Origin of the sequence: Roseospira navarrensis, from assembly GCF_009601025.1 — a bacterium.
GTDB lineage: Bacteria > Pseudomonadota > Alphaproteobacteria > Rhodospirillales > Rhodospirillaceae > Rhodospira > Rhodospira navarrensis.
Window position 1 is genome coordinate 85544 of the sequence record NZ_WIVE01000004.1, and the last position, 24453, is coordinate 109996.

25 protein-coding genes, 1 tRNA gene and 1 pseudogene are annotated in these 24453 nt (G+C 69.7%); 5 read left to right on the plus strand and 22 right to left on the minus strand.

Going from position 1 to position 24453, the window contains the following annotated elements:
- Window positions 1-3: 3 nt before the first annotated feature.
- From GHC57_RS02955 to GHC57_RS03025, 15 genes are all read right to left on the minus strand, one after another.
- Window positions 4-738: a hypothetical protein gene (locus GHC57_RS02955; RefSeq protein ID WP_153340996.1), complete on the minus strand. Its 735-nt coding sequence runs from the start codon at window positions 736-738 to the stop codon at window positions 4-6.
- On the minus strand, window positions 738-2642 hold the full coding sequence (locus tag GHC57_RS02960) for a phage tail protein (protein ID WP_153340998.1): 1905 nt from the start codon (window positions 2640-2642) through the stop codon (window positions 738-740). The genes GHC57_RS02955 and GHC57_RS02960 overlap by 1 nt, the downstream gene beginning before the upstream one ends.
- Window positions 2639-3211: a phage connector family protein gene (locus tag GHC57_RS02965; protein WP_153341000.1), complete on the minus strand. Its 573-nt coding sequence runs from the start codon at window positions 3209-3211 to the stop codon at window positions 2639-2641. The genes GHC57_RS02960 and GHC57_RS02965 overlap by 4 nt, the downstream gene beginning before the upstream one ends.
- Before the next feature lie 85 nt (window positions 3212-3296).
- Window positions 3297-3539: a hypothetical protein gene (locus GHC57_RS02970; protein WP_153341002.1), complete on the minus strand. Its 243-nt coding sequence runs from the start codon at window positions 3537-3539 to the stop codon at window positions 3297-3299.
- 180 nt (window positions 3540-3719) lie between these two features.
- A complete protein-coding gene (locus GHC57_RS02975) occupies window positions 3720-4538 on the minus strand; it encodes a phage capsid protein (RefSeq protein WP_153341004.1) in 819 nt (272 codons plus the stop codon).
- A gap of 152 nt (window positions 4539-4690) precedes the next feature.
- Window positions 4691-5476 (minus strand): capsid assembly protein, encoded by a 786-nt coding sequence (locus GHC57_RS02980; protein WP_246152096.1) that lies wholly within the window; start codon window positions 5474-5476, stop codon window positions 4691-4693.
- Between the two features lie 100 nt (window positions 5477-5576).
- Window positions 5577-5855 carry a Bbp19 family protein gene (locus tag GHC57_RS02985; protein WP_153341006.1) on the minus strand — a complete coding sequence of 93 codons (279 nt, stop codon included), beginning with the start codon at window positions 5853-5855 and terminating at the stop codon, window positions 5577-5579.
- Window positions 5845-7545, minus strand: a complete 1701-nt coding sequence (locus tag GHC57_RS02990; protein ID WP_153341008.1) for a portal protein — start codon at window positions 7543-7545, stop codon at window positions 5845-5847. Before GHC57_RS02990 ends, GHC57_RS02985 begins: the two co-directional genes overlap by 11 nt.
- 4 nt (window positions 7546-7549) lie before the next feature.
- Window positions 7550-7843, minus strand: a complete 294-nt coding sequence (locus GHC57_RS02995; protein ID WP_170294638.1) for a hypothetical protein — start codon at window positions 7841-7843, stop codon at window positions 7550-7552.
- Between the two features lie 520 nt (window positions 7844-8363).
- Window positions 8364-9542, minus strand: coding sequence for a methionine adenosyltransferase (gene metK, locus GHC57_RS03000; RefSeq protein WP_170294648.1), 1179 nt, complete (start codon window positions 9540-9542; stop codon window positions 8364-8366).
- Between the two features lie 468 nt (window positions 9543-10010).
- A complete protein-coding gene (gene pth / locus GHC57_RS03005; protein ID WP_153341012.1) occupies window positions 10011-10754 on the minus strand; it encodes an aminoacyl-tRNA hydrolase in 744 nt (247 codons plus the stop codon).
- Window positions 10755-10839: 85 nt separating this feature from the next.
- On the minus strand, window positions 10840-11448 hold the full coding sequence (locus tag GHC57_RS03010; protein WP_153341014.1) for a 50S ribosomal protein L25/general stress protein Ctc: 609 nt from the start codon (window positions 11446-11448) through the stop codon (window positions 10840-10842).
- 404 nt (window positions 11449-11852) lie between these two features.
- Complete coding sequence (locus tag GHC57_RS03015; RefSeq protein ID WP_246152097.1) at window positions 11853-12623, minus strand: COQ9 family protein; 771 nt, start codon at window positions 12621-12623, stop codon at window positions 11853-11855.
- Window positions 12624-12687: 64 nt separating this feature from the next.
- Window positions 12688-13242 (minus strand): peptide deformylase, encoded by a 555-nt coding sequence (locus GHC57_RS03020; RefSeq protein ID WP_153341016.1) that lies wholly within the window; start codon window positions 13240-13242, stop codon window positions 12688-12690.
- Window positions 13243-13291: 49 nt separating this feature from the next.
- Complete coding sequence (locus GHC57_RS03025) at window positions 13292-14224, minus strand: LysR family transcriptional regulator (RefSeq protein WP_153341018.1); 933 nt, start codon at window positions 14222-14224, stop codon at window positions 13292-13294.
- 128 nt (window positions 14225-14352) lie between these two features.
- On the opposite strand from GHC57_RS03025, the gene GHC57_RS03030 reads away from it, so the two are divergent.
- Window positions 14353-14982, plus strand: coding sequence for an FMN-dependent NADH-azoreductase (locus tag GHC57_RS03030; RefSeq protein WP_153341020.1), 630 nt, complete (start codon window positions 14353-14355; stop codon window positions 14980-14982).
- A 26-nt stretch (window positions 14983-15008) separates the two neighbouring features.
- The gene (locus tag GHC57_RS03035; RefSeq protein WP_153341023.1) at window positions 15009-15884 is read left to right on the plus strand and encodes a pirin family protein; all 876 of its coding nucleotides are present in this window, start codon (window positions 15009-15011) and stop codon (window positions 15882-15884) included.
- A gap of 49 nt (window positions 15885-15933) precedes the next feature.
- On the opposite strand, the gene GHC57_RS03040 is transcribed toward GHC57_RS03035, so the two are convergent.
- The gene (locus tag GHC57_RS03040; RefSeq protein ID WP_170294649.1) at window positions 15934-16512 is read right to left on the minus strand and encodes a YqaA family protein; all 579 of its coding nucleotides are present in this window, start codon (window positions 16510-16512) and stop codon (window positions 15934-15936) included.
- A gap of 665 nt (window positions 16513-17177) precedes the next feature.
- On the opposite strand from GHC57_RS03040, the gene rpoH reads away from it, so the two are divergent.
- Window positions 17178-18116, plus strand: coding sequence for an RNA polymerase sigma factor RpoH (gene rpoH, locus GHC57_RS03045; protein ID WP_153341025.1), 939 nt, complete (start codon window positions 17178-17180; stop codon window positions 18114-18116).
- A 46-nt stretch (window positions 18117-18162) separates the two neighbouring features.
- Here the strand turns inward: rpoH and GHC57_RS03050 are convergent, their stop codons facing one another.
- The 4 genes from GHC57_RS03050 to GHC57_RS03065 form a co-directional block, all read right to left on the minus strand.
- A complete protein-coding gene (locus GHC57_RS03050) occupies window positions 18163-19824 on the minus strand; it encodes a lysine--tRNA ligase (RefSeq protein WP_153341027.1) in 1662 nt (553 codons plus the stop codon).
- 154 nt (window positions 19825-19978) lie between these two features.
- Complete coding sequence (locus GHC57_RS03055) at window positions 19979-20476, minus strand: CarD family transcriptional regulator (protein ID WP_153341029.1); 498 nt, start codon at window positions 20474-20476, stop codon at window positions 19979-19981.
- 633 nt (window positions 20477-21109) lie between these two features.
- Entirely contained in the window at window positions 21110-21448 is a 339-nt protein-coding gene (gene fdxA / locus GHC57_RS03060; RefSeq protein WP_153341031.1) for a ferredoxin FdxA, read from the minus strand.
- Between the two features lie 98 nt (window positions 21449-21546).
- Window positions 21547-22005: a tellurite resistance TerB family protein gene (locus tag GHC57_RS03065; protein ID WP_153341033.1), complete on the minus strand. Its 459-nt coding sequence runs from the start codon at window positions 22003-22005 to the stop codon at window positions 21547-21549.
- 158 nt (window positions 22006-22163) lie between these two features.
- On the opposite strand from GHC57_RS03065, the gene GHC57_RS03070 reads away from it, so the two are divergent.
- A complete protein-coding gene (locus GHC57_RS03070; RefSeq protein WP_170294650.1) occupies window positions 22164-22808 on the plus strand; it encodes a DUF938 domain-containing protein in 645 nt (214 codons plus the stop codon).
- A gap of 108 nt (window positions 22809-22916) precedes the next feature.
- A tRNA-Leu gene (locus GHC57_RS03075) sits at window positions 22917-23003 on the plus strand.
- A gap of 105 nt (window positions 23004-23108) precedes the next feature.
- Here GHC57_RS03075 and GHC57_RS03080 read toward each other — a convergent pair.
- Window positions 23109-24158, minus strand: coding sequence for a diguanylate cyclase domain-containing protein (locus GHC57_RS03080; RefSeq protein WP_153341035.1), 1050 nt, complete (start codon window positions 24156-24158; stop codon window positions 23109-23111).
- 142 nt (window positions 24159-24300) lie between these two features.
- Window positions 24301-24453 (minus strand): annotated as a pseudogene (locus tag GHC57_RS03085) (IS1595 family transposase); the annotation flags it as partial.

The following is a 24453-nucleotide window of genomic DNA, read 5'->3' on the forward strand; positions in this document are numbered from 1 at the left end:
GGTCTACCGCCCGCCGGACAGGGCCTGACCGACGGCGCGCCCGCCGGACCCGGCGAGGCCGAGGGCCGCGCGTTGGTGACTGACGGTCAGGTCGAGCAGGTCCTGCTGCCGCCGGGCCGCCTGCTGGACCCCGAGCTGATGCAGCCGGGAGTCCAGCGCCACCTGCCGTTGCCACAGATCCAGGTCGGTCTGGTGGCTGCGGGCGGCCGTCTCCGAGGCGGTGACCTCCCATTGGCCGGCGATGTCGGCGTTGGCGGTGTCGTACAGCTCCGCCGTGCGACGGCCGAGGTCGTCGTGGTCCCGCCGGGTCTGATCCGCCGCCGCCTGGTTCAGGCCCATCAGCAGGGCGGCCGCCGAGCCCGCCGCGCCGTCAAGCCCCTGGCTCGCGAACCGGGCCCGGCGGGCGGCGTTGTCGCGGCGCAGGGCCTCGGCGCGTTCCATCTCGGTGCGGGCGAAGCCGGTGTTGAGCGCGCTGATCGCGGCGTCGCTGTCGGCGCGCCGCCGCGCCGCCCAGATGTCGTAATCCTGCCACGCCGCCTGATTGGCGAGCGTGGCGCCGTCCGCCACCTGCCGGGCCTGGGCCTCGGCCTGCTGGCGGGCGGCCTCCGCCTGGGCGCGGTTCGCCTGGGCCTGCGCGGCCTGCTGGCGCTGGGCGGCCTCCTGCTGCTGGTACTGCTGCAAGGCGGTGGTGGCGGCCTGAAGGGCCAGGGGGATGAGAACGGGGGCGAGCTGGGCCATCAGTCGGTGACCTTTACTTCCATGGTGGCGCTGAGAACGGTGCAGGGCAGCGGCGCGTCCTGGACGACCCGCCACAGGGGCACCATCGGGTCGCGCTGCCAGCCCAGGGCGCGCACCGACAGATCGCCGGTGCGCGGGGTCGGCGGCTGGTCGAGGACGGCGCCGCCGCCGAAGGTCTGGAACGGCTGCGCCGAGGGGCCTCGGCCCGTGTCCACCCACAGCGCGGCGGTGTCCCGCAGACGCAGGGTGGCCCGGATCAGCCGGATCATGGTGCCGGGACCACCGCCCCGCCCGCCCGAGACGGCGGGCGGCAGCGGCGCAATCTCATGTGTGAACGGCAGCCCAACGACGACGGCGGTGGCGGCATGGGCCAGCGTGACCGCGCCGCCGGAGACCTGGGCCGCACCGGCGTCGGTGCCGTCCGCCAGCACGCGCACGGTGCGCCCGTCCAGGTGGTCGAGACCGCTCCAGGTGGTCTTCGGCGTCTCCGCCGTCCCGGTCAGGGCCGCGTCCAGCGACAGGTCCGGGTCGAACCGCTCCAGGCTGACCACGCCCGCCCGGTCCACGGCGACGTAGACCTGACCGCCGGCCTCGGCCACGGCATGAATGGTTCCGTCCGTCTCGTGCAGGGTCCAGGCGGTGACCTTCTCCGCCCGGTAGTTGGTCATGGTCGCAAGAGTGCCGTCCGCCAGCACCAGGTGCAGCAGGCGGCGCGTGGGGTCGTAGTCCATGTCCACCGGATCGTGGATCAGGTGCCGGGCGAGCAGGGCCAGGTCCGCGGCCTGATAGGCCTGCTCCAGGTCCGTGAACAGGTACTCGCGCAGGTCTCGGCCCGTGGCGCCCACGAACAGCGTCGCCCCGTCCACGCGCCGGGGCGGCACGCTGTGCGGCCCCAGGGTGCCGATGCGGGTCTGACGGCGCGCCGTCACCGTGGCGGGGGTCAGCGGATCGCCGCTGACCGTCCATTCGGCGCCCGACGTGAACACCTGCAGGTCGTTGGCCGAGAACACGGCGCGGATCGCGTTGAGCTGGTCCGACAGCAGATCGAACGAGATCGCCTCGTCGTCCAGGCCCTCGCCGGTGTCGAAGTTGAACAGGTCGCCGACCTTCGACATCCAGATGTGATGCGGCACCTCCCGCGATCCGCCGATGACCAGCCGGTTGTTGTGGAACGTGACACTGCGGGCGTAGCCGTGCGCCGGGGAGAGCGCCTGTTCGGTCCAGTCGCGCGTCGCGAAGGCGTTCTCGATCGCCTCGTGGATCGTGGCCGAGACCGAGTCGGCGGCCGTGTAGCCGGTGATGGTGACCGGCTTGCCCCGCAGAAGCAGGCGGGTGTCCACGTGCTCCGGCACGAACACGGCCGACGAGGCCGTCAGGGTGACCGCCCCGACGGTCCCGGACGGCGTGAGGCTGATGAGCGGATGGGCGAACCGATACGTGGGCTCGTAGGAGCGGTCGCCATCGCTGGGGTGCTCCCACAGGCCGATCGTCCAACTGGTGTGCGAGGCCCGGGTGATGCGCCGGGGCGCCACGTCCGGATGCACCACCAAAAGGGTGTCGGCCATCTGGGTCCAGGCCAGATCAGCCAGTTGGGCCTCGGTCCAGGGCGCGGCGGTCGAGAAGGCGGCCGCACCGTCCAGATAGACGTCCATCCGCTGATCGGTCAGCACGATCAGATAGCTCTGGTCCGTGTTGAACTCGAACGCGATGAGGCGGGCCCGCCCGGTCAGGGTGTCCAGGTGCCGCAGCCCGTCGCGCCGCGACACGCCGCCGGTGGGTTGCAGGAACACGTTGCGCAGCCGGGCCGCGCCGTTGACATAGGCCCGCAGGTCCGAGCGGCCGTACAGGTCCGGCGACAGCTCCCCGGCCGTGAAGTTGGTCTGGGTGACGGAAACCCGGGTCATCCGCGCACCTCCACCAGCGGGAAGTCGGTGAAGGCCGGCGGGGTGTCCTGCTGGCTGTCGATCCGCCGCGCGGCGCGGAACGCCTCCTCGGCCAGCCCGTGCAGAAGCTGGCCCCGGCTGGTGCTCTCCGTCAGCGGCAGGCAGAAATCCGCGGCCAGGCGGGCCGACAGCGCCTCCACGAAGTGCGGGGGGAAGGCGCTTTCGTCCGGGCGGAAGATGTAGGTCAGGGTGACCGCGCCGGCGTCGGTCCACAGGCGGTCCTCGGCCTGACGGTAGGCGACGCCGTGGCCGCGCCCGTCCGGCCCGCCCGCCGAAAGGGTGCGCAGGTGGTCGGCGGGAAGCTGATAGGCGAAGCTGAAATCGGCCACCGGCGGCCCGGACAGCCGGGCCAGGGTCGCCTGGGCGGTGGCGAAGGTCCACGGGTGGCCGGACAGCAGGGCATCGCGCACCGGCGCATAGAGGGTGCGGGCGACCTCGGCCTCCGCCGTGCCTTCGTCCAGGCTGGCGATGGGGCTGGCGCCCAGCTTGATGAGCGCGCGCGAACACAGCGCGACGGCGGAGAGAGGCATGGTCGGGCATCCTCCGGATGGGGCTCGAAAACGAAAAACCCCCGCCCGGTGAGGGGCGGGGGTTCAGGACGGGGACCGGTGCGCCCTACATCGCGGCCACGCTGACCGCGCCGCCGGTGTTGGCGGAGACGCGGTAGAACGCGGCCGCCGGGGTGCCGTCGGTGTCGGTGTTGCAGACCATTACGTCGCCCACGCGCACATAGGGCCCGGCGGGGTCGAAGTAGTTGGCGGCGGCCATCGCCGTGCCGGTGTCCACGGTGGTGTAGTGCCACAGCGTGAAGCCGTTGGCGTAGCAGAGGACCGACAGGTCCTGGGGAACGAAGGCCATGATCTGGGCTCCTCTCGGAAATGATCGCCAGCCGACCCGCGCGCGGGCCGGACGGCTTCGTCGCCTCGCGGCGTCGGCGCGGTCGCGCCGGATGGGGTCTGTTGGGGCTTGTCGTAGGCCGTAGGGTGCGTTGCGCCTTCGGCGCGAACGCCCCCTAGGAAACCAGCGACCGCGCGCCCTCTAGCTCTCCAGGCAGCGCAGCGAAACCACGCCGGAGCCGTCGATCAGCTTGGCGCCCTGGCTCATCATGTTGTTCACGAAGTGCGCCGCCCGGTCGCCGTGCCAGGTGATGTCGGACTGCACCTCGGCGCCGATGGCATGGCCGATGGCGGTCTTGTGGTACCAGAAGCAGCGGCGCACCCCGCCATCGAGGGTCAGGCCGGAGTGCGGAAACCACAGCGTCCCCAGCCACGTCTTGGCCTGGGTGCCGCGCCACGGCAGGTCCTCGGCGCCCACGTAGTCGGCGTTGGAGAACTCGTCGATCTGCATCAGCTCGGACCACTGCTTCCAGCCGACCACGGCGTAGCGGTCGCCGTCGTCGGGCACGTCGGCCGCGCCCAGCATCTCGAACGCCTCCATGATCTTGGTCAGGGTCAGCGCCGTGGTGCCGTCGAGCGCGTGGTTCGTGGAGGTGTCGAGCTGGGTGATGATGAGCCCGTCGGTCTTGCGGCCGAGGGCATAGGCGCCGGCGTTCACCAGAACCTGGCGCTCGTCGATGTTGGTCTTCAGCTCGTCCAGGCGGTCCACCCAGTCACCGGCGTAGAAGTCCTGCAGGTCGCATTCGACCGGGGTGTGGTCCAGGTTCATGACCGGCACCATGCCGTGGCGCGCCTTGGTCGAGGCCGTGCCCTTGCCCACCTTCTGGAAGACGGTCGTGGCCCCCTGGATGTTGTCCTTGACGCGCACGGTATTGCGCAGCTTGGAGCCCATCTGCTGATAGGCCAGATGCACATCGGCCTGGAAATGCTTGATGAACGACTGGTCGATGGTGATCGACATCGGCGGAAGTCCTTATGCTGAGGGAGAAATCGGACCGTCATTCTGAGGGAGCGACGCGACCGAAGAATCTCGGGCTCCGGTCACGCGCCCTCACGAGATCCTTCGCCGCCTCCGGCGGTTCAGGATGACGGGAAAAGGGAGAGTCCCGCGCCCTACCCGCCGGTCGGGTACAGGCGGCGGAAGCCCTCGGCGACGCGCCGGACCACGGCGGGGTCGCGGTGCTTCCAGTAGCGCGGGTCGCGCATCAGGGCCTTCACGTCCTCCTCGCCGGGCGCGCCGCCGCCGGCCCCGCCGGCCTCGGCCCCCGGCACCAGACCCGGCTCGCCCTCGGCCATCATGCGGAACAGCGCCAGCACCCCTTCGCGGGTCGAGGCGAGGGCGCGATAGATGTCGTCCGGCAGGTGGGCCTTGCCCCAGGCGGAAAGCTGGCGGCTGATCTCGGCCCAGCGCTCCTCGCCGCCGAAATGGCGCACCAGTTCGGCCAGATCGCTTTCGGCGCGTTGGCTGGCGTCCATGGCCTCGATCACCGGCATGACCCGCTCGACCGCGAGGTCATAGACAAGCTGCGCCTGCGCGGGGGTGAAGGCGGCCTCGTGCAGGCGCTGGTTGACCTCGGGATCGACGGCGAGGCGCGGATGGTTGACCGTGATGCGGTAGGCGTCGGGACTGTCCGGCACGCCGATGGCGCGGCGGAAGCGCACCCGGGTCTCGTCGTCGGCATCGCGGTCCGGCAGCGGGACCATGCCGGAGACCCGGCGGGACAGGTCCTCGTAGGCGGCGATCAGCCCCGCCACGTCCAGCGCCCCGGTGGCGGGATCGACGAAGCGGGCCACCGGACTGGCGGCGCCGGGGTCGGTCGCGGGCGCGCGCGCGGGCATCGGCGCGGACAGGCCAACGGGTGCCGGCCCGGCGACGCCGGGCGGAAAAGCAAAGGTCATGATGATGTCTCCTTGTTGGGAAGATCGCCTGTCGGTCCTGACGGACCGTCAGGCTCCGCCGCTGCGCGGCGCCGGCCCGGTCGGGCCGGGGAGATGCAGCCTAAGGACCCGGCGTGCCTCCGCCTTCGGCGATCAGGCGGGTCAGGTGGGCCACCAGCGCCCGTTGTCCCTCCAGGTGGCGCAGGGCCGCATCCGAGGACTCCGGCCCCAGGTGACGCCCCAGGGTCAGGGCGTGCAGATGCGCAAGCAGGCGTCGGCCGTCGTCATGCGCGAACAGCCGGGCACAGGCGCGGGCCAGCACGGCCCGGTCCTCGCGGGACGGGTCCGCCTCCGCCTCCCCACCCCCGGCGAACGGCCAGCGGTCGGCATCAGGGGTCATGGCGCGTCCCTCCCCCGCCGGCAGGCGGCCCGCTCAGCACCCCGCCCAGCGCGCGGGCGAGAGACGCCCAGTCGGGGGCCCCGGACCCCGGGGCCGGGACGGAGGGCGCGGGCGGCCGCCCGGGCATCGGCGCGGCAGGCCCCGGCGGCCCCGCCGCCCCCTCGGGCCGGACGGCCGCCTCGGGCACGCCGAGAGTCCGGGCCAGCCAGCGCGCAGCACCCTCGTCGTCGATCACCCGCGCCCCGCCCTCGCCCAGCCCCCGGACGGCGTTGATCCAGGTCAGCGTCGTCTGGGCATCGCTCATGCGCTGCTGCTGGGCCAGCGGCGACGCATGGGTCAGATCCACCAGCCGCCCATCCAGGCGGATCGGCGGCACCTCGCCCCGCCGGCGCAGGATCGCCAGCCCGCGCCGGACCAGCGGCGCCAGCAGCTCCGACTGCAACCGACCGTAAGAGGCGCCCAGCACCCGCGCCATGTCGGCGGCGCGGTGGACCACCTCGGTCGCGGTCATGGCCGGGCTGTCCGGCTGTCCCAGCTTGTCCGCCAGCAGGGCCGCGCGAATGCGCTGGCGCAGGCCGTCCAGCACCAGTTGCGACACATCGAAGTCCCCGGCCGCGCGCAGCGGCGTCAGACCCGCCGAGCCCACCGCCTTCGGGATGATGGTGCCGGGCACCAGCCGCACGGTGGCCGGGTTCAGCACACCGTCGTCGTCCGCCTGCCAGATGCCGGTGACGGCGATGGAGGCGTTCTTGAGCACCAGTTCCACCACCTTGTTGGCGGTCTTGATGTCCGGCAGCGCCTTCATGACCGGCGAGCGGCCATAGGCCTCGCCGGGCGCCTTCAGCCAGCGGAAACAGATGAACGGCGAGACGGCGAAATGCCCGGTCGCCAGCACCAGCGGATCGCCGCCGACCGGCGCGGTGCCCTCCCCCAAGGCGGTGGCGGCCTCGCCCGTGCCGGCGAGAAGGGCGGTGTAGCCGTACCCCCGCGCGTCTGGGACGACGCATTCCAGAACCGCCACCTCAAGGTCCGGCTCGCGCGCGGCCCGGGTCTCCAGGTCCGGCGGCAGGATGGCCGCCGGCCAGCGCGCCCGCACCGCCGAGACCGGCAGCCGGATGGTGCGGAACACCGTGTCCAGCCGCCCGGTCGGCCCTTCGTCCAGGGCCACGTCGCCCATGGGTACGGCGGCGAACCGGAACGCGCCCGGCTCACCGGGCGGGGCCTCCTCGAACGCCAGACAGGCCGTGCCCAGGGTCACGAGATCCAGATAGCACTGGTGAATCTCGACCGCGAAGTTTGAGGCCGCGAAGTGGGCCCGCAGCACCTCCGACGCCCGGTCCAGGGTCGGGGCCATGCGGTCGCGCTCCTCGGGGCTCAGGTCCGGGCCGGCCGACAGGTCGAACCAGCGCGACCAGGGCGGCGTGAGCTGGGCCAGCATGCTGGCGGCGAGCTGGTCCACGGCATCCGGCGCGGTGCCGTCGAACAGGCGGTCACCCCGGGCCCCGCCCGGGGTCGCGCCGCCGAGTGCGGACTCCCGGCTGGGCAAGGCGAAGTCGTAGCAGTCGCGCCACGCGCCCTCCCAGCGCTGGCGGCGCGCCCGCGCCCGGCGATAGCGCCGCAGCAGCACCGCGACGCCCGCGCCGTCCGCCTCCGGCCCCGCGCCGGGGTCGGGATGGGTCGGATCGGTCATGCCGTCAGTCTCCCAGCAGGGTCTTGGTGCCGGTCGTGCCGGCGAAGCGGGCCGGGGCCAGCACCCCCCGATACGAGGTGTTCACGGTGGACCGCCAGCCGCGCGCGCTGCGCTCCCGGCGGGCGCGGGCCTCTTCCTTGGCGGCGGCGGCCGCATCGGCCTCCGGGTCCGGTTCGGGCGCGGGCGGCGGCGGCTCCGGGGCCGGGGGCGGTTCGGGCGTCGGCGGCGGCGGCGGTGGCGGCGGCGGCGGAGGGGGCGCGGGCGACGGAACGGACGGCGGCGAGAACAGGCCTCCCATGGCAGTGCTCCTTGAACTGCTGGATTGATCGGCCCCAAAACGGACGTGTCCGTTTTGGGGCCTCCGCCGCTGCGCGGCGCCGGCCCGGTCGGGCCGGGATCGGCCGGGCCCGTGTGCCCATGAAAAAACCCCGCCGACCGTTGGGCCGGCGGGGTCTGGACACACGTGTCCCCGTTCGATGTTTGTTCCGATGCCAGTCACGGCGTGCGCCGCCAAGGACTTTTTTCATCCGGATCGGCGGGACTCCGGAAGCGTCCGAGCCAGGCTTTTCGTTGAGCAGGATGAGGAACTCATCCCGGAAACGCAGGGCTGCGCAGGATCCAAAGACCACAGCACCGTCATCCTGAGGGCGCGAAGCAACCGAAGGATCTCGCGCAGAGGCGCACGGTCCGGGCCGTGTTCCTTCTCCTCCCGAGATCCCTCACCGCCTCCGGCGGCTCGGGATGACGCGCAAAAAAAGGCGGGAGAGTTGCCCCTCCCGCCCTTTCGGCAGTCGATCCTGAAGGTCGGCGAACCGGGACTACATCCCCAGCGCGGTCTTCAGGCGGTCCCCCAGATCGACGCGCTCCCACGAGAAGCCGCCGTCGGCCTCCGGGGTGCGGCCGAAGTGGCCATAGGCGGCCGTGCGCGCGTAGATCGGACGGCTCAGGCCCAGATGCTCGCGGATGCCGCGCGGCGACAGGTCCATGACCTCGCGCAGGGCCAGGCCCAGCTTGTTCTCGTCCACCTGCCCGGTGCCGTGGGTGTCCACGTAGACCGACAGCGGCTTGGACACGCCGATGGCGTAGGAGAGCTGGATGGTGCACTTGGTGGCCAGACCGGCGCCGACCACGTTCTTCGCCAGATAGCGCGCGGCATAAGCCGCCGAGCGGTCCACCTTGGTCGGATCCTTGCCCGAGAACGCGCCGCCGCCGTGCGGGGCCGCACCGCCGTAGGTGTCCACGATGATCTTGCGCCCGGTCAGGCCGCAGTCGCCGTCCGGGCCCCCGATCACGAAGCGCCCGGTCGGGTTCACGTAGAATTCGTCCTCGGGGCACATCCAGCCCTCGGGCAGAACCCCCGTCACATGCTGGCGGACCAGTTCACGGACCTCCTCGGAGGTCGCGGCGTCGGTGTGCTGGGTGGAGACCACCACGCTGGTGGCGCCGACCGGCTTGCCGTTCACGTACTTCAGCGTCACCTGGCTCTTGGAGTCCGGACCCAGAATGCCGGTGGTGCCGGACTTGCGGGCCGCCGCGAGCGAACGCAGAATCCGGTGCGAGAACGCGATGGGAGCGGGCATCAGCTCGTCGGTCTCGTCGCAGGCGTAGCCGAACATGATGCCCTGGTCGCCCGCCCCCTCGTCCTTGTTGCCGGCGGCGTCCACACCCTGGGCGATGTCCACGGACTGGCTGTGCAGGTGGATCTTGACGTCGGCCGTCTGCCAGTGGAAGCCGTCCTGCTCGTAGCCGATGTCCCGCACGGCCTCCCGCGCCACCTTCTCCAGCAGGTCCCGGTTCTCGGCCACTTCGGCCGGCCCGCGCACCTCGCCGGCGAGGACGATCAGGTTGGTCGTGGTCAGCGTCTCACAGGCCACGCGGGCCAGGGGATCGGCGGCGAGAAACGCATCAACGACGGCGTCGGAGATGCGGTCGCACACCTTGTCGGGGTGACCTTCGGACACGGACTCGGAGGTGAACAGGTAATCTTTCAATGACACGGCCGGGCTCCTTCTCGGCGAGCGGCGGGGTTTGGCAGAATGACGGGGCGCGGCGAGACCGGCGCGCCCGACCCTGCGCGGCATCCGACGACGGCGTCCGCGTCGGCATGGACGACCCCGGAACCCCGTCCTGGTCCCGCGGCCCGCCCCCCGGGTCCGCCATCAAGCGGCGGTTCTTGGCACGAAATGGCCCTGGCTGGCAAGGTGTTACGGTACGGGTGGAGGACAACGGGGTCAGGGTAACGGGACCGTTCCTGCAGGTCTTTGCAACAGATTGGAGACCCATGCCCGAGATCCTTCAGCCGCTTCGCGGCTTCAGGATGACATCCATTAATTTTATTTTGTCATCCCGAGCGAGCAAAGCGAGACGCGGGATCTCGAGCGGCACGCTCTGACGGCGCGGAAGGCGCCGTCGTGTAAACATGACCGCGTTGCCGCGGCACGGGTCGGCGCCCCGGCGCGCGCCGCTCAGCGGTCGCGGCCCATGGCGTGCCGCAGGGCGTCGGCCAGAGAGAGGCGACGGTCGGCCGGGGCGTCCGGTTTGCCCGCCGGTGGCGTGCCCCCATCCGCATTCGGCGGCGGGTCGTCCTTGGCCTCCGGCGCGCCTTTGGCCGGCTCCGGCTTTGCCGGTTTCTCCGGCTTCGGCGGGCGGGTGTCCTGGGCGACCTTGCTCATGAAATCGGAGTCCCGCCCGTCGGCGAGCAGGTCGGCGCGGGCCGCGATGGCATCCAGCAGCGGATCCAGCCAGTCGCGGTCGGCCTTGGCGAAGTTGGAGAGCACCCAGCCGTGCACCCGGGCCTTGTCGCCGGGATGGCCGATGCCCAGGCGCACCCGGCGGTAGGCGTTGCCCAGGTGGCTGTCGAGCGAGCGCAACCCGTTGTGACCGGCCGCGCCGCCGCCGGTCTTCACCTTCACCTTGCCGGGCGCCAGGTCCAGTTCGTCGTGGAACACGACCACGTTGGTCGGCTCCAGCTTGTGGAAGCGCGCCGCCTGCCCGGCCGCCTGGCCGGACAGGTTCATGAAGGTCTGGGGCTTAAGGATCAGGGCCTTCTCGCCGCCCAGACGCCCGTCGGACAGCAGGCCCTGGAACTTGGAGCGGAACGGGCTGAAGCCGTGGCGCGCCGCGATGGCGTCCACGGCCATGAAGCCGATGTTGTGGCGGTGGCCCGCGTACTCGGCGCCCGGATTGCCCAGGCCGACAAGCAGCAGCATGGCGCGGCTCTCCCGGCGGCGGTGGGGTGCGGAAGATCGGGCCCCGGCGACGGTGCGGGGTGCGCCCCGCCGCCGGGCCGGAGGATCACTCCTCCTCGGTTTCGCTCTCGGCCGCCTCGGACCGCATGCCGGACGGCGCGGTCACGGTCGCGATGGTGAAGTCGCGGTCCGTGATGGTGGGCGAGACGCCCGCGGGCAGCCGGATGGCGCTGAAGTGGATCGAATCGCCCACATCGAAGCCGGACAGATCGATTTCCAGGACGTTCGGCATGGCGTCCGGGGTGCCGACCAGCTCGATATCATGGCGCACGACGTTCAGCACGCCGCCCTTCTTCAGGCCCGGGCAGCGCTCGTCGTTCAGGAAGCGCACGGGCACTTCGGCGGTCACGCGCGAGGTGGCGCTGATGCGCAGGAAATCCACGTGCACGATGGCGTCGGACACCGGGTGGAACTGGACATCCTGGGCCATGACGCGATGGGTCTCGCCGTCCATCTCCAGGTTGTACTGACGGGCGTAGAAGCCGCCCTTGTACAGTTCGGCCCACAGCGGGCGCGGATCCATCTTGACCAGGACCGGCTCTTTCTTGTCGCCATAAATGACGCCGGGCACCAGACCCTCGCGGCGAACCGCGCGGGCAGCGCCCTTACCGGCCCGCTCGCGCCCCTGCACCGGCAGCGTGCTGATATCGGACATTGTTCATCACTCCAGATCGGCGCCCCTTGGGCGCCCCGATTGATACACGGACGGCCGCCGGCCTCCAGGGGTGCCAACGACCAACGCGCGCCAGCCCGGCCGGGCGGCGCGCGAGGGAGCCTTATAGGCGGGGCGGCCGCGTCTGGCAAGGGCATCGCCGGACGTAGCAGGGCGACAGGCTCAGGTTAACGGGATCGCTCTTCCAGGTCCTTGCAGCGGGTTGGAGACCTGCGCTCAAGGTCCTTCAGCCGCTTCGCGGCTTCAGGATGACACCCTATAATTTTTATGTGTCATCCCGAGTGAGCGAAGCGAGACGAGGGATCTCGAGAGGCCCGCTCCGACAGCGCGGACCATGCCGTCATGTCAACATGAACCCGTTGCCCTGCCGGACGTAGCCCCCGGGATCAGGCGCGGTGGGGCCGCCGCTGCGTGCGCATGCGGGGCATGGGCGCCTTGCGGGCCAGACGCTGCGCCTTCTCACTCGCCGAGCGGGCCGCGCGCAGCGGGTTGGGCAGCTTGGACAGGCCCTTTTTCACCCGGCCCCGCGCCTTGTGCAGGCGCACGATGTCGTTCAGTCGGCGCCCCAGGAAGGACCAGGTCTCCTCGGACTCCTCCGAAGAGTCGTCCAGCCAATAGAGCAGGGTCGCCGAATAGACCCCGGACAGTTGCAGGCGCTTGGTGTAGAAGTTGAAGTCCGTGGAGGTATCGCCCACGGCCCACCAGATGGTGTCCACCGTCCGGTAGGTGCAGCGCAGCGACGTGCGCGCGTTGCCCGGCAGCGACATCAGCGCGACGGCGCGGCGCACGGCCTCGCGGTCCATGTCCCACATCTGCAGGCGCAGCTTGATGGCCAGCCCGACGCGCTCGTGCAGCCGCAGGCCGGTGGTATCGGCCTCGTGCAGCGCCTGTTCCATGCGCCGGTCGGCCAGATCGCACCAGTGCGCCACCGCCTCGATGGATCCGCCCAGGAAGGCTCGATCGCCCTGGGACGCCTCGAAGCCCGCATCCACGGCGGCGGCCCGCAGGGTCTTGGGGCTCCAGCCGTCGAAGGCCACATGGATCAGGGCGTGTTCCACGATGGCATCGCGGATCGCCGTCATGGTGTCGAAGCCCCCCGCCGCCGCGTCCGGCGTTTCGGGATGGTCTTCGGGATGAGGCTCGGCATGGTCAGTCATAGTGGGTCCTCGCATCGCGGCAGGAAACTGGTGAGGCTACGAATCCCCGGCGGAGGCGGATGAGTCAACCGGCCCGCGCGGCGGCGTCGCCGGTGGATGCCGGACGGGCGCGCATCGCCTCGACGAACCCGAAGGCGGACAGGTCCCGCATCCGCATCGGATACAGAACGCCGTCCAGGTGATCGCACTCGTGCTGGAGCACGCGGGCATGGAAGCCGCGCGCCTCGCCGTCCACCGCGCGGCCCGCGGCGTCCAGCCCCCGGAAGCGCACGGCGGCGTGACGCGGCACGCGCCCGGTCAGGCCCGGCAGGGAGAGGCAGGCCTCCCAATCCTCCACCAGGGCCGCGCCGTCCGGGTCCAGCGGCTCCAGCACCGGGTTGATGAGCGCGCGCAACGGCAGACCCTCGCCGTCATTGCGGGCCGCCGGGACCTCGTAGATCACCACCCGCCAGGGCTCGTGAACCTGAGGCGCGGCGAGGCCGACACCGCCGATGTCGCGCAGGGTCTCCACCATGTCGGCCAGCAGCCGACGCACCGCCGGCGCGGTGGGGTCGGCGACGGGCGCGGCCGGCGCGGCCAGGACGGGGTGCCCCATGCGGGCGATCTTCAGGATGGACATAATGGGGGATATGGGGCGACGGCCCCGGCCGGTAAAGGCCGCCCGCGCGTCACGATGCCGGCACCGGAAGACCACGCAGGCAGTCGTCCCAGTACGGCGGATCGCCGAAGCGGGCCGCGATGAAGTCGATGAAGGCCCGCACCCGCCGCGACAGGTGCCGGGTCGGCGGATAGACCACCCAGGCGTCGAGGTGCTGGGGCACCGCCTCGGGCAGCACGACCTCCAACGCCCCCGACAGAATGGCATCGTTGACGATGAACGTGGGCAGCACCGCCACGCCCAGCCCGGCCGCCGCCATATCCGCCAGCATGTCGCCGTTGTTCACCCGGAACCGCGTCTCGGGCCGCCCCAGGCCGCCCCCGTCCGCCCGCACGAACCCCCAGGTCTCGGTGTCCTGGACGTTTGCGTAGCTCATCAGACGGTACCCGGCCAGGTTGGCCGGCCGCGCCGGGCGCCCCTGCGCATCCCAGTAGGCCGGACTGGCCACCACCACCCGCCGGACCGAGGCCAGCCGGCGCGCGATCAGGCTGGAATCCGACAGGCGCCCGATCCGCACCGCCAGATCGAAACCCTCTTCCACCAGATGGACCGGGCGGTCGTTCAGGTCCAGGTCCACGGCAATGTCCGGATGCGCCGCCATGAACGCGGACAGGGCGGGACTGAGGTGGCGCAGTCCGAACGTCAACGGGGCCGCGATGCGCAGCGTCCCCGCCAGGGTCGCCTCGGCCGCCGAGACCGCCTGCTCCGCCTCCTCCAGATCGGCCAGCAGCCGCACGCAGCGCTCGTGGAAGGCCCGGCCGGTCTCCGTCAGGGACAGGCGGCGGGTGGTCCGCACGACAAGCTGGACACCCAGCCGCGCTTCCAGGTCGCTCAACCGGCGGCTGACGGCGGACTTGGCGATGTTCAGGCGCGCGGCCGCCCCGGTGATGCCCCCGGCCTCGACGACGCGGACGAACGTCGCCATCTCTTCGAAGCGGCTCATGCCCCCTCCTTTGTTGCGCCAGGGCGAACAGTCTGTTTCCAGGCTGATGGTTTTTCCTCAGGACGGCAACGGCCATATTGAGGGCAGACGCGGCGCCGCCGCACCCCCTACCGTCAAGGAGAGCCGCCATGACCCGCGCCACGCCCCTGTCCGTTCTGCGCATCGACGCCAGCGCCCGCACCACCGGCTCCGTCACCCGGGACCTGACCGATCATGTGATGCAGGCGCTCGGCGAGACGGGTCCCCTGGACATCACGGTTCGCGATCTGGCCGCGACCCCGCCGCCGCTGCTCGACGAGGCCTGGATCCATGCCAACTTCACCGACCCGGCCGAGCGCTCGGCGGAGGCGCGGGCCGCGCTGGCTGTGTCCGATACGCTGGTGGCGGAACTGAAGGCCGCCGACGTGATCGTGATCGGTCTGCCGGTCTACAACTTCGCGCCCCCGGCCGTGCTGAAGGCCTGGGTGGACATGGTGGCCCGCGCCCGCGAGACCTTCCGCTACACGGCGGAGGGGCCGGAGGGTCTGCTCACGGGCAAGCGCGCCATTCTGGCCATGGCCAGCGGCGGCACCGAGACCGGCTCGGCCATCGACTTCGCCAGTCCCTATCTGCGGCACATCCTGGGCTTCATGGGCATCACCGACGTCTCGGTGGTCGCCGCCGATCGCCACATGACGGCGCAGGACGACCGCATCGCCGCCGCCCGCGCCACCGTGGGCGACGCGCTGGCCTCGCTGCGCCTGGACGACGCCGCCTGATCGCCCCACCCCCGGAGGACAGATCGATGACCCTGGATCCCCTCGCCCGCGCCCCGACCGCGCCCCCCGCAGAGCGCCGCCTCGCGCGGGTGGTCCCCGGCGTCGCCGCCTCGGACGGCGCCGGCGTCAAGCTGACCCGCATGATCGGGACCCGCGCGCTCGACATGCTGGACCCGTTCCTGATGCTGGACGTGCTGCATTCGGACAACCCGCACGACTACATCGCCGGCTTCCCGCCGCACCCGCACCGGGGCTTCGAGACCGTCACCTACCTGATGGCCGGCCGGGTGGAGCACCGCGACACCCTGGGCAACGCCGGCGTGATCGAGACCGGCGGCGTGCAGTGGATGACCGCCGGCCGGGGCATCGTGCATTCCGAAATGCCGGTGCAGGAAAACGGGCTGCTGTGGGGCATCCAGCTCTGGGTGAACCTGCCGGCCCATCTGAAGATGCAGGACCCGGGCTATCGGGAGTTTCCGGCCGCCAGCATCCCGGAGGAGACCCGGGCCGACGGCACCCGCCTGCGGGTGGTGGCGGGGACCACATCCGAGGGGACGGCCGGCCCCGTGCAGGGCGTGGTGACCGACCCGCTGTTCCTGGATGTGACGGTGCCGGCGGGCGGCGTGCTGCGCGAGCCGATCCCGGATGGTCATGCGGCCTTCGTGCTGATGCTGGAGGGGACCGCCACCATCGGCGGCGATTCTCTGGCGGCAGGCCGGCTGGGTGTGCTGGGGCCGAACGGCACGGACCTGGCACTGCACGCCGGCCCGGACGGCGCACGGGCGCTGGTGGTGCACGCCCGCCGCCTGGACGAGCCCGTGGCGCGGGGCGGTCCCTTCGTCATGACCACGGAGGCGGAGATCCACCAGGCCATCCGGGACTATCAGGCCGGACGGTTCTGAGCCGAAGACAGCCCCGCCGCGGATGACAGCGCCCTGTCCGCGGCGGGGTTTACAGCACCTTCAGCAGCAGGAACCCGCCCAGCAGCAGGGCGAAGGCCAGCGTGGCCAGCAGGCCCAGCCGGCGTTCGATGAAGCCGCGCATGGGCGTGCCCCACTTCCACAGCAGCGCCGCCACGACGAAGAAGCGCAGCCCGCGCGACAGCACCGAGGCGATGCCGAACACGCCCAGATCCAGTTGCGTGACCCCGCTGGCGATGGTGATGACCTTGTAGGGGAAGGGCGTGACGCCGGCGCCGGCCACGATCCAGGCCCCCCATTCGTTGTACATGCCCTGGAAGTCGTTGAAGCGGTCCAGGTAGCCGTAAAACGCCAGAACGGGTTCGCCGATGCCTTCATAGAGGAAGGACCCGACCGCGTAGCCGGCGAATCCACCCAGCACGCTCGACACCGTGCACACCCCGGCGATCAGCCAGGCCCGATCAGGCCGCGCCAGCACCATCGGGATCAGCAGCAGGTCCGGCGGAATCGGGAATATGGAGCTTTCCAGGAAGGAGATCAGCGCCAACGCCCACAAGGCGTGCCGGGTCTCCGCCAACTCCATCGACCAGTCATACAGTTTGCGCAACACCGCTGGTGTCCTCCCCCGCCCGCGCCCACCCGCGGGCGCATCCCATCGTGTCGGGGTTCTAGCAGGCGGTCCGGGCACCGGCAACGCCGCCCGCCTCGGGCCGCTGCGGGCCGCCCCCGCATCACCTCGGGATTGCCCCGCGATCGCCACAGGCCGCGTGCATACAGGGAACGGGTCCGGTTCGGGACCGCGATCCCGCACCCGCGAGATCACCTTGAACGGGGAGCACCGGAGTCTTATACTCTGATTTGGACGGATGCCGACTCGCGGGTCCGACCGTTTCTGATGCCACGGCGGCCGACCGGAGCCGTGGCCTCGTCATCGCTTCGTGGGAGGATGACCGATGCTGATGAAGTCCCGTGTCGCGGACCCTGGAGTCCGCCCGGGTGCCGAGCGAAAGACCGCCGCACCCCCTGTCCCCCGGCATCGTTGCCGCACCATCGCTGACGTGCGCCGCGCTCCACGGACCCCGTGGGCGTGCATCCCGTTCCGGTAACGGGCCACAGCCGGTGCGATGCAGGACCGCCCGCAACCACCCGCACTGGGGCCGGTCCGGACACTCTGCCAGACAGCCCATGGCATCCCCGTCCCCCGCCACGCCGCCGCCCCAGCGGGCCGCGCGCCGAGTCGGGCGACACGATGCCCAGATGCCAGGAGGACCCCCAATGTCCAACGCCCTTGCCACCATGCCGTCCCTGCCCGCCGTCTCCGAAGACGGTGGCCTGGACCGCTACCTGCGCACGATCCGCCAGTTTCCGATCCTGTCCCCGGAAGAGGAATACATGCTGGCCCGCCGGTTCCACGACCATGACGACGTGGAGGCCGCCCACGCCCTGGTGACCAGCCACCTGCGCCTTGTGGCCAAGATCGCCCTGGGCTACCGCCATTACGGCCTGCCGGTCGCCGACCTCGTGTCGGAAGGCACGCTGGGCATGATGCAGGCGGTCAAGAAGTTCGATCCGGAGAGGGGCTTCCGGCTGGCCACCTACGCCATGTGGTGGATCAAGGCCTCGATCCACGAATACATCCTGAATAGCTGGTCGCTGGTCAAGATCGGCACCCTCTCGGCCCACAAAAAGGTGTTCTACAACCTCCGCAAGATCAAGGCGCGGCTGGGCCTGCTGGACAACAAGGATCTGTCGCCCGAAGAAACCACCCTGATCGCCGGTGAACTGGGCGTGTCCGAAAAGGACCTCACCAACATGAGCCGGCGCATGGCGGCGCGGGACGGCTCGCTGAACCGCGTCGTGGGCGAAGACGGCGACATCGAGATGATGGACCTGCTGGAGGATGAGCGCCCCAACCAGGAAGCCATCATCATGGAGCAGTCCGAGTCCGGCTACCGCATGGCCCTGCTGGACGGTGCGATGGACGGTCTGAACGACCGCGAGCGCGACGTGTTCCGCCGCCGCCGTCTGGCCGCCGAGCCGGAGACTCTGGAAGACCTGGGCCGCGAGTACGGCGTCTCGCGCGAGCGGGTGCGCCAGATCGAGAACCGCGCCTTCGAGAAGGTGCGCAAGGCCGTGCTGCGCAACGCCGCCGACAACAACCGCCGCGCCATGGACGCCCGCGACCAGCACGCCGCCGTCGGCGCCCTGGCGTGACACGAACGGCGGGTGAGTCGAACTCACCCGCCGAACAGCCCCAGTCTCAAGCCGACAAGTCCTCGCCGGCGATGGCGCGGTCCAGCAGCGCCAGGGTCTCCGCGCGGCCGAACAGGGCGATGAACGAGCCCATGCGCGGCCCCTGATCCTGACCCAGCAGGATCTGATAGAGCGCCTTGAACCACGCCTTCAGGTCCCCGAACGTTTCGCCGTGGGCCTTGCCGACCTCATAGACGATGGCCTGCAGCGCCTCCGGCTCCGCATCCGGCGGCGCCTCCGCCAACGCGGCGCGCAGGGCTTCCAGCGCCCGCGCCTCGGCCGCGGTCGCCGGCCGGTACTGCTTGGCCGGCAGCACGAAATCCCGATAGTACGCGATGGCGTGGCGAACCAGCCCGTCCAGGATCGGCGCCGTCTCCGGTGTCGCCCCGGGCGCATAGCGGCCGATGTAGTGCCACAGCACCGCCGGGTCCTCGGAGTGGCACACGCTCGCCAGGTTCAGCAGGATGCCGAAGGACAGGTGGGCCACCTCCTGCGGGGGCTGGCCGTCGTGGATGTGCCAGACCGGGTTGTTGAGGCGATCCTTGCCCTGCTGCTCCGGAAACTTGCCCAGGAACGTCAGGTAGTCATCCACGTTGCGCGGAATGACGTCGAAGTGCAGCTTCTTGGCCGCCCGGGGCTTCTGGAACATGAACAGGGCTAGGCTTTCCGCGTTGGCGTACTTCAACCAGTCCTCGACAGCGAGGCCATTGCCCTTGGACTTGGAGATCTTCTGCCCCTTGTCGTCCAGGAACAGTTCGTACGTCAGGTTGACCGGCGGCGTGCCGCCCAGCACCGTGCAGATCCGGCTGGACAGCCGCACGCTGTCGATCAGGTCCTTGCCCGACATCTCGTAGTCCACACCGAGGGCGTACCAGCGCGTGCCCCAGTCGGCCTTCCATTGCAGCTTGCAGCGGCCGCCGGTGACCGGCGTTTCCACCTTGGTGCCGTCCGCGTCTTCGTAAACCAGGGTGCCGGCGTCCGGATCGGTTTCCAGGACCGGCACCTGCAGCACCTGCCCCGTCTTCCGGCAGACCGGCAGGAAGGGGGAATAGGTCGCGCGGCGCTCGTCACCCAGCGTGGGCAGAACCACATTCCGGACGGCGTCGTAGTGCCGCAGCACGGCCAGCAGGGCCGTGTCGAACCGGCCCGAGGTGTAGCACTCGGTCGCCGACTGGAACTCATACTCGAAGCCGAACGAGTCCAGGAACGACCGCAGGCGGGCGTTGTTGTGGTGCCCGAAGCTCTCGTGCGTGCCGAAAGGATCGGGGATGCGGGTCAGCGGCTTGCCCAGGTGCTCGGCCACCATCTCCCGGTTCGGGATGTTGTCCGGCACCTTGCGCAGGCCGTCCATGTCGTCGGAGAACGCGAACAGCCGTGTGGGGATGTGCGGCGCCAGCAGTTGAAACGCGCGGCGCACCATGGTGGTGCGGACCACCTCGCCGAAGGTGCCGATGTGCGGCAAGCCGGACGGCCCGTAGCCGGTTTCGAACAGCACGTATCCCTTGTCCGGCACGGCCCCTTTCAGGCGGTCATCCAGCAGCGCGCGGGCTTCCTGGAACGGCCAGGCCGTGCTGTCCCGGGCGGCGGCGCGCAGGGCTTCGGCAGCGGCATCGTCGCCGGCATCGGCGCCGGGACCCGGGTGCGGGAGGGATACGGACGGTGCGGTCATCGGTCGGTCTTCCGGATCGGGCGAGGAGCAAACGGAGGCGCGGCGCGGCCCGGCGCGCGGGGCCCCTTCCACAGACAGGCACGCCGCGCCGTGGGAAGACGGCGCGGCGATGCGAGGGACACGGCTCTGACGGACGGCGCGGGGCGCCGCCGGATCAGGCCGCGGACAGCAGTTTCTCGACCTTCTGGGTCGCGGCGTCGGCGTCGATGGACTCGATCGCCGCCAGCTCCCCGACCAGACGCTCCAGCGCCTGTTCGTAGATCTGACGCTCGGAGTACGACTGCTCCGGCTGGGTCGCGCCCCGGAACAGGTCGCGCACCACTTCGGCGATGGACACCGGGTCGCCGGAGTTGATCTTCTGTTCGTATTCCTGCGCGCGCCGGCTCCACATGGTCCGCTTGACGCGCGCCCGACCCTTCAGGGTGCTCAGCGCGGTCTGCATTTCCTGCTTGCTCGACAGCTTGCGCAGGCCCGACTTGGTCGCCTTGGCCACCGGAACCCGCAGGGTCATGCGGTCCCGCTCGAACGAAATCACATAAAGGTCCAGTTCCATGCCGCCGATCGTCTGGGTTTCGGTGGCCTCGATCAGTCCGACCCCGTGCGTCGGATACACAACATGATCGCCAACGGAGAATGCCGCCTTTTTCGTCATGGTCTCACTGTCTCGCTTTTTGAAAATCATACCCTGTGAGGGACCCCGGCCCGCGGAAAACCGCCCCCCCGGCAGCCCTGGCGCACAACACGCCGTCCCGACCCCGCGTGGGCGACGGCCCGTTGTCTGGCGCGATCCGTTGCGCCGCCCGGCCACGGTCGCGACCGAACTCCCCGTTCCACTCCCTGTCACGAAGCTTCTGCCTGTGCTGTCGCCTCTCCGGTCGGTTGGCCTCCCGTCCGGTTCCGGCCGCGTGCGGCCGATGACCGCCCGTCCGGAGCCCGCCTGCCCGAAGCCGGCCTGGCCCGGGACAATAAGAGAGTCCGGCAGGCCGGACGTCGCCTCACACGACCCCGATCCGGACTGCCCATGGATGCCCGATGGCACCCTCTGACAACATCCGAGGTTTACGTTGCAGATGGGATAACACAAAAGTTCAATAAATGACAGAGGCGCGTGTCTGCCCGAAAAATCGGCAGGCACGCGCCGCCTTTGCAATAGCAGGCCCGTTGACACTCGCCATGGCTGTCAACTTTATAACCTGGATCCGGGGTCCAGGTGCGGGATCCCGCGCGTCGCCGATGCCGAGCCCCGACTCGGGGTGGACTCGCGCCGGGTCCCGCAGCCGCCCCGTCAGGTATTGCCGACGCCGGGCTTGTCGCTCAGCAGTTCCTTCTTGCCGGGCTTGTCCTTCCACTCGTCGGAGTCCGGCAGTTGATCGCCCTTGCGGGTGATGTTCGGCCACTTTTCCGAGAAGGCCCGGTTGACCTCAAGCCACTCATCGGCCCGATCATCCGAGTCCGGCACGATGGCCTCGGCGGGGCATTCGGGCTCGCAAACGCCGCAGTCGATGCATTCGTCAGGATTGATGACGAGGAAGTTCTCGCCCTCGTAGAAGCAGTCCACCGGACACACTTCCACGCAGTCCTGGTATTTGCACTTGATACAATTTTCGGTAACGACGTATGTCATGCGACCCCAACTCCACTTCCATCCGGCGGCCGCGGCTCCAACCGTCCGCCGGCCGCCCTGTCTGACCCTCTGACCCCGCCGGACGGGGCCCGGTCATGCTAGTCCAGGCCCAGCCGCTGCATCACGCGTTTGCGCGCGGCGCCGCTGTCCTGGTCGTCCACATACAGCAGACCGCTCAGGCGGCGCATGACGTTGGCCTCGTAGTCATGCATGACCCCGTCGGCGTAGACGACATCCCAGAGCATTTCAAGCAGCTCGATCCGCTGATCGTAGTCGAAGGCGTCCTTGAGCACGCGCGACGGCCCGTAGATCTCGACCCGGCGGTCCAGATCGGCGGACGCATCGGCCATCAACAGTTCTGCATCCACCCGCGACAGCGCGAACCGCTTGCCCAGCAGCTCGCGGATCCGGGTGTGTTCCTGGGCATCGACGGAACCGTCCATCGAGGCGGCCTCCAGCAACAGCAGAGCCGCCGCGTACTGGACTTCGTCGTGCTTGAGTTTCGCCTGGTCCGCCGTGTCATCGCCGAACAGGAGTTTGCGGAGATTTTCCAGCATGAGCAAAAACGCTTTCCATCGGCAGGGTTGTCCGGGTCCGCCCGCGGCGTCACTTAAGCATCCATGTGCGGGCCCCGCAAGTCCCGTTCGCCCCGGTCGGGCGCTCGCCGCCGTTTGTCACCGGGGTGTCACCCGTGTTTCAGCCAGGAGCCGCCGTCGTGTCGTCCGCCTCGCCCGAAGTCGCCGTCAGCCTTGAGGATCCGCCGCCCCGCTCGCCCGCCGTGGCCCGCAACCGTGCCCCCATCCGGGACGTGCTGACGCGCGCGCTGCCGCCCTCGGGCACGATGCTGGAAGTGGCCTGCGGCACGGGCGAGCACGCCGCCTTCCTGGCGGGCGCCCTGCCCGGCTGGCGCTGGCTCCCGACCGAGGCCGACCGCACCATGGCCGGTCACGCCGCCGCCCTGCTGACCGCCGAAGGACCGGACACGGTCGAGCCGGTGCGGCTGTTCGATGTGCGCACCCGCCCCTGGCCCGAGGCCCTGACGGACGGGGTCTCGGCGATCCTGGCCGTCAACCTGATCCACATTTCGCCCTGGGCGGTGACGGAGGCCCTGATGGCGGGCGCCGGCGCGGCGCTGCCGCCGGGCGGCGTGCTCTATCTGTACGGTCCGTATCGGCGGGAGGGACGCCACACCGCCCCCAGCAACGCGGCCTTTGACGCCGATCTGCGCGCCCGCGACCCGTCCTGGGGCGTGCGCGACCTGGAGGCGGTGACGGCCGAAGCCGCCCGCCATGGCCTCGCCCTGGCCGAGACCGTGGACATGCCGGCCAACAACCTGTCGGTCGTGTTCCGCAAAGGGTGAGGCCGCCCGCCGCAGGAAACCGTTCAAGTCCCGCGCCCGGCATTGACGCCCGCGCGCGCCCCTGCAATAACCAGTCTGGGACGCGCAGGGCGTCCCACCCGCGCCCGTGCCCGGGTGGCGGAATTGGTAGACGCACCGGACTCAAAATCCGGCGGTGGCAACACCATGCGAGTTCGAGTCTCGCCCCGGGCACCATTTTCCAAATCTCGTTCTGTGTTCATTGATTTGCAGGTCCGGGGGGCCGGGCAGGCGCCGTCCCTCGGAGTTTGCAACGGCGCGGTTCCAAAAGGGGCCGTCGGATCAGCGGCAGGGGTTCGCCTCACTGTCCCCGACCGGACTGGTGGTCGGTTGGTGGTCTCCAAGGGAAGAACAGCCTGCCTCCCCATCGGTGGCATCGCAGAGCGCGAACCGGCCTTTGCCGCCATGTTTGGCACGGTACATTGCTGCGTCTGCTCGTTTGACGAGGCATTCCGGGTCCTGGCCGCACTCCGGATAGAAAGAAATGCCGACACTGGCGCCGACAGACAGCATGGTCCCATCGGCATCAATCTGGTCGGCCAGCACGTCAACGATCTTATGCGCCATAGGAAGGGCATCGTCTCGGTGGTGAAGATCTGTCAGGATCACAATGAACTCATCCCCACCGAGCCTGCCAACCGTATCCGTTTCCCGGACGCAACTGAGAAGCCGAGTGCCTGTGCGCCACAAAAGGTGGTCGCCAGCGTCATGGCCGAGGTGATCGTTGACCGCCTTGAAACCATCCAGGTCAATGAACAGGATGGCGATCATTGTGTCGTTGCGCCGCGCCGCCGACACGGCCGTCCCGAGCCGATCCATCACCAGTCGGCGGCTCGGCAGGCCAGTCACGTAGTCGAAGAAAGCCATGTGACGCAGTTCTTCTTCCTGCATCCGCCGTTTGACCAGTTCGATTTCGGCCTTTCTGCGCTCCTCTCCGGTTCTGCGGAGTTCGTCGAACGCGGCTCCGACAGTCAGGCCGATGAACGTCGTGACGGCAAACAAGACTTGAAGGTCCAGGGCGGGATAGGACCCACTGCCGATGAGGCTGTAGATCAGGACAGAGCTGACATTGGCGACGATGGCCGCGAAGAGGCCCCCATAAACGCCCTCCTGGGCGGCAAGCCAGATAACTGGCAGGATGATGACATAGCCGTAGCTCCCACCAGTTCCACCCAGAAGGGCTGCACCAAACCCCAACGCTGCTCCAATGACTGGCGCCAATGCGGTAAAACCATAGAACGAAAGCGGCTTTCTTTTTATTATTAATAATAACGCGAAGGAATCATATTTCCGAATGTATTCAAGCAACCGATACATTAAGGGAAGGGTCATTATGACGCCCGCCGCATCTCCGGCCCAAAATGACAACAAAATGAATAGAAACTCTTCTCTGGAAATCGTATTATAATAAAAAAAACAATGCAAAAAAATAATGCGGACACTAACGTTGAAAATATTGTAACAACAAAAAGGCTTATCCCTTTGCTTCCGGCGCGATCAACATATCGTAGGTGATGGGCCCTTTGGTGGTGACGATGCCCAGTAGGGACCGAAAGGCTGCGTGCCGGGTGCGGCGGCGGTTGAAGCGGAAGACGAACTCATCGAGGTAGGCTTGCAGATGCTTGCG

Bases quoted from the DNA above. Each gene is read 5' to 3' on its own strand.
- GHC57_RS02955 (WP_153340996.1), bottom strand. From the start codon at position 738: ATGGCCCAGCTCGCCCCCGTTCTCATCCCCCTGGCCCTTCAGGCCGCC.
- GHC57_RS02960 (WP_153340998.1), bottom strand. From the start codon at position 2,642: ATGACCCGGGTTTCCGTCACCCAGACCAACTTCACGGCCGGGGAGCTG.
- GHC57_RS02965 (WP_153341000.1), bottom strand. From the start codon at position 3,211: ATGCCTCTCTCCGCCGTCGCGCTGTGTTCGCGCGCGCTCATCAAGCTG.
- GHC57_RS02970 (WP_153341002.1), bottom strand. From the start codon at position 3,539: ATGGCCTTCGTTCCCCAGGACCTGTCGGTCCTCTGCTACGCCAACGGC.
- GHC57_RS02975 (WP_153341004.1), bottom strand. From the start codon at position 4,538: ATGTCGATCACCATCGACCAGTCGTTCATCAAGCATTTCCAGGCCGAT.
- GHC57_RS02980 (WP_246152096.1), bottom strand. From the start codon at position 5,476: ATGACCTTTGCTTTTCCGCCCGGCGTCGCCGGGCCGGCACCCGTTGGC.
- GHC57_RS02985 (WP_153341006.1), bottom strand. From the start codon at position 5,855: ATGACCCCTGATGCCGACCGCTGGCCGTTCGCCGGGGGTGGGGAGGCG.
- GHC57_RS02990 (WP_153341008.1), bottom strand. From the start codon at position 7,545: ATGACCGATCCGACCCATCCCGACCCCGGCGCGGGGCCGGAGGCGGAC.
- GHC57_RS02995 (WP_170294638.1), bottom strand. From the start codon at position 7,843: ATGGGAGGCCTGTTCTCGCCGCCGTCCGTTCCGTCGCCCGCGCCCCCT.
- pth (WP_153341012.1), bottom strand. From the start codon at position 10,754: ATGCTGCTGCTTGTCGGCCTGGGCAATCCGGGCGCCGAGTACGCGGGC.
- GHC57_RS03010 (WP_153341014.1), bottom strand. From the start codon at position 11,448: ATGTCCGATATCAGCACGCTGCCGGTGCAGGGGCGCGAGCGGGCCGGT.
- GHC57_RS03015 (WP_246152097.1), bottom strand. From the start codon at position 12,623: ATGACTGACCATGCCGAGCCTCATCCCGAAGACCATCCCGAAACGCCG.
- GHC57_RS03020 (WP_153341016.1), bottom strand. From the start codon at position 13,242: ATGTCCATCCTGAAGATCGCCCGCATGGGGCACCCCGTCCTGGCCGCG.
- GHC57_RS03025 (WP_153341018.1), bottom strand. From the start codon at position 14,224: ATGAGCCGCTTCGAAGAGATGGCGACGTTCGTCCGCGTCGTCGAGGCC.
- GHC57_RS03030 (WP_153341020.1), top strand. From the start codon at position 14,353: ATGACCCGCGCCACGCCCCTGTCCGTTCTGCGCATCGACGCCAGCGCC.
- GHC57_RS03035 (WP_153341023.1), top strand. From the start codon at position 15,009: ATGACCCTGGATCCCCTCGCCCGCGCCCCGACCGCGCCCCCCGCAGAG.
- rpoH (WP_153341025.1), top strand. From the start codon at position 17,178: ATGTCCAACGCCCTTGCCACCATGCCGTCCCTGCCCGCCGTCTCCGAA.
- GHC57_RS03050 (WP_153341027.1), bottom strand. From the start codon at position 19,824: ATGACCGCACCGTCCGTATCCCTCCCGCACCCGGGTCCCGGCGCCGAT.
- GHC57_RS03055 (WP_153341029.1), bottom strand. From the start codon at position 20,476: ATGACGAAAAAGGCGGCATTCTCCGTTGGCGATCATGTTGTGTATCCG.
- fdxA (WP_153341031.1), bottom strand. From the start codon at position 21,448: ATGACATACGTCGTTACCGAAAATTGTATCAAGTGCAAATACCAGGAC.
- GHC57_RS03065 (WP_153341033.1), bottom strand. From the start codon at position 22,005: ATGCTGGAAAATCTCCGCAAACTCCTGTTCGGCGATGACACGGCGGAC.
- GHC57_RS03080 (WP_153341035.1), bottom strand. From the start codon at position 24,158: ATGACCCTTCCCTTAATGTATCGGTTGCTTGAATACATTCGGAAATAT.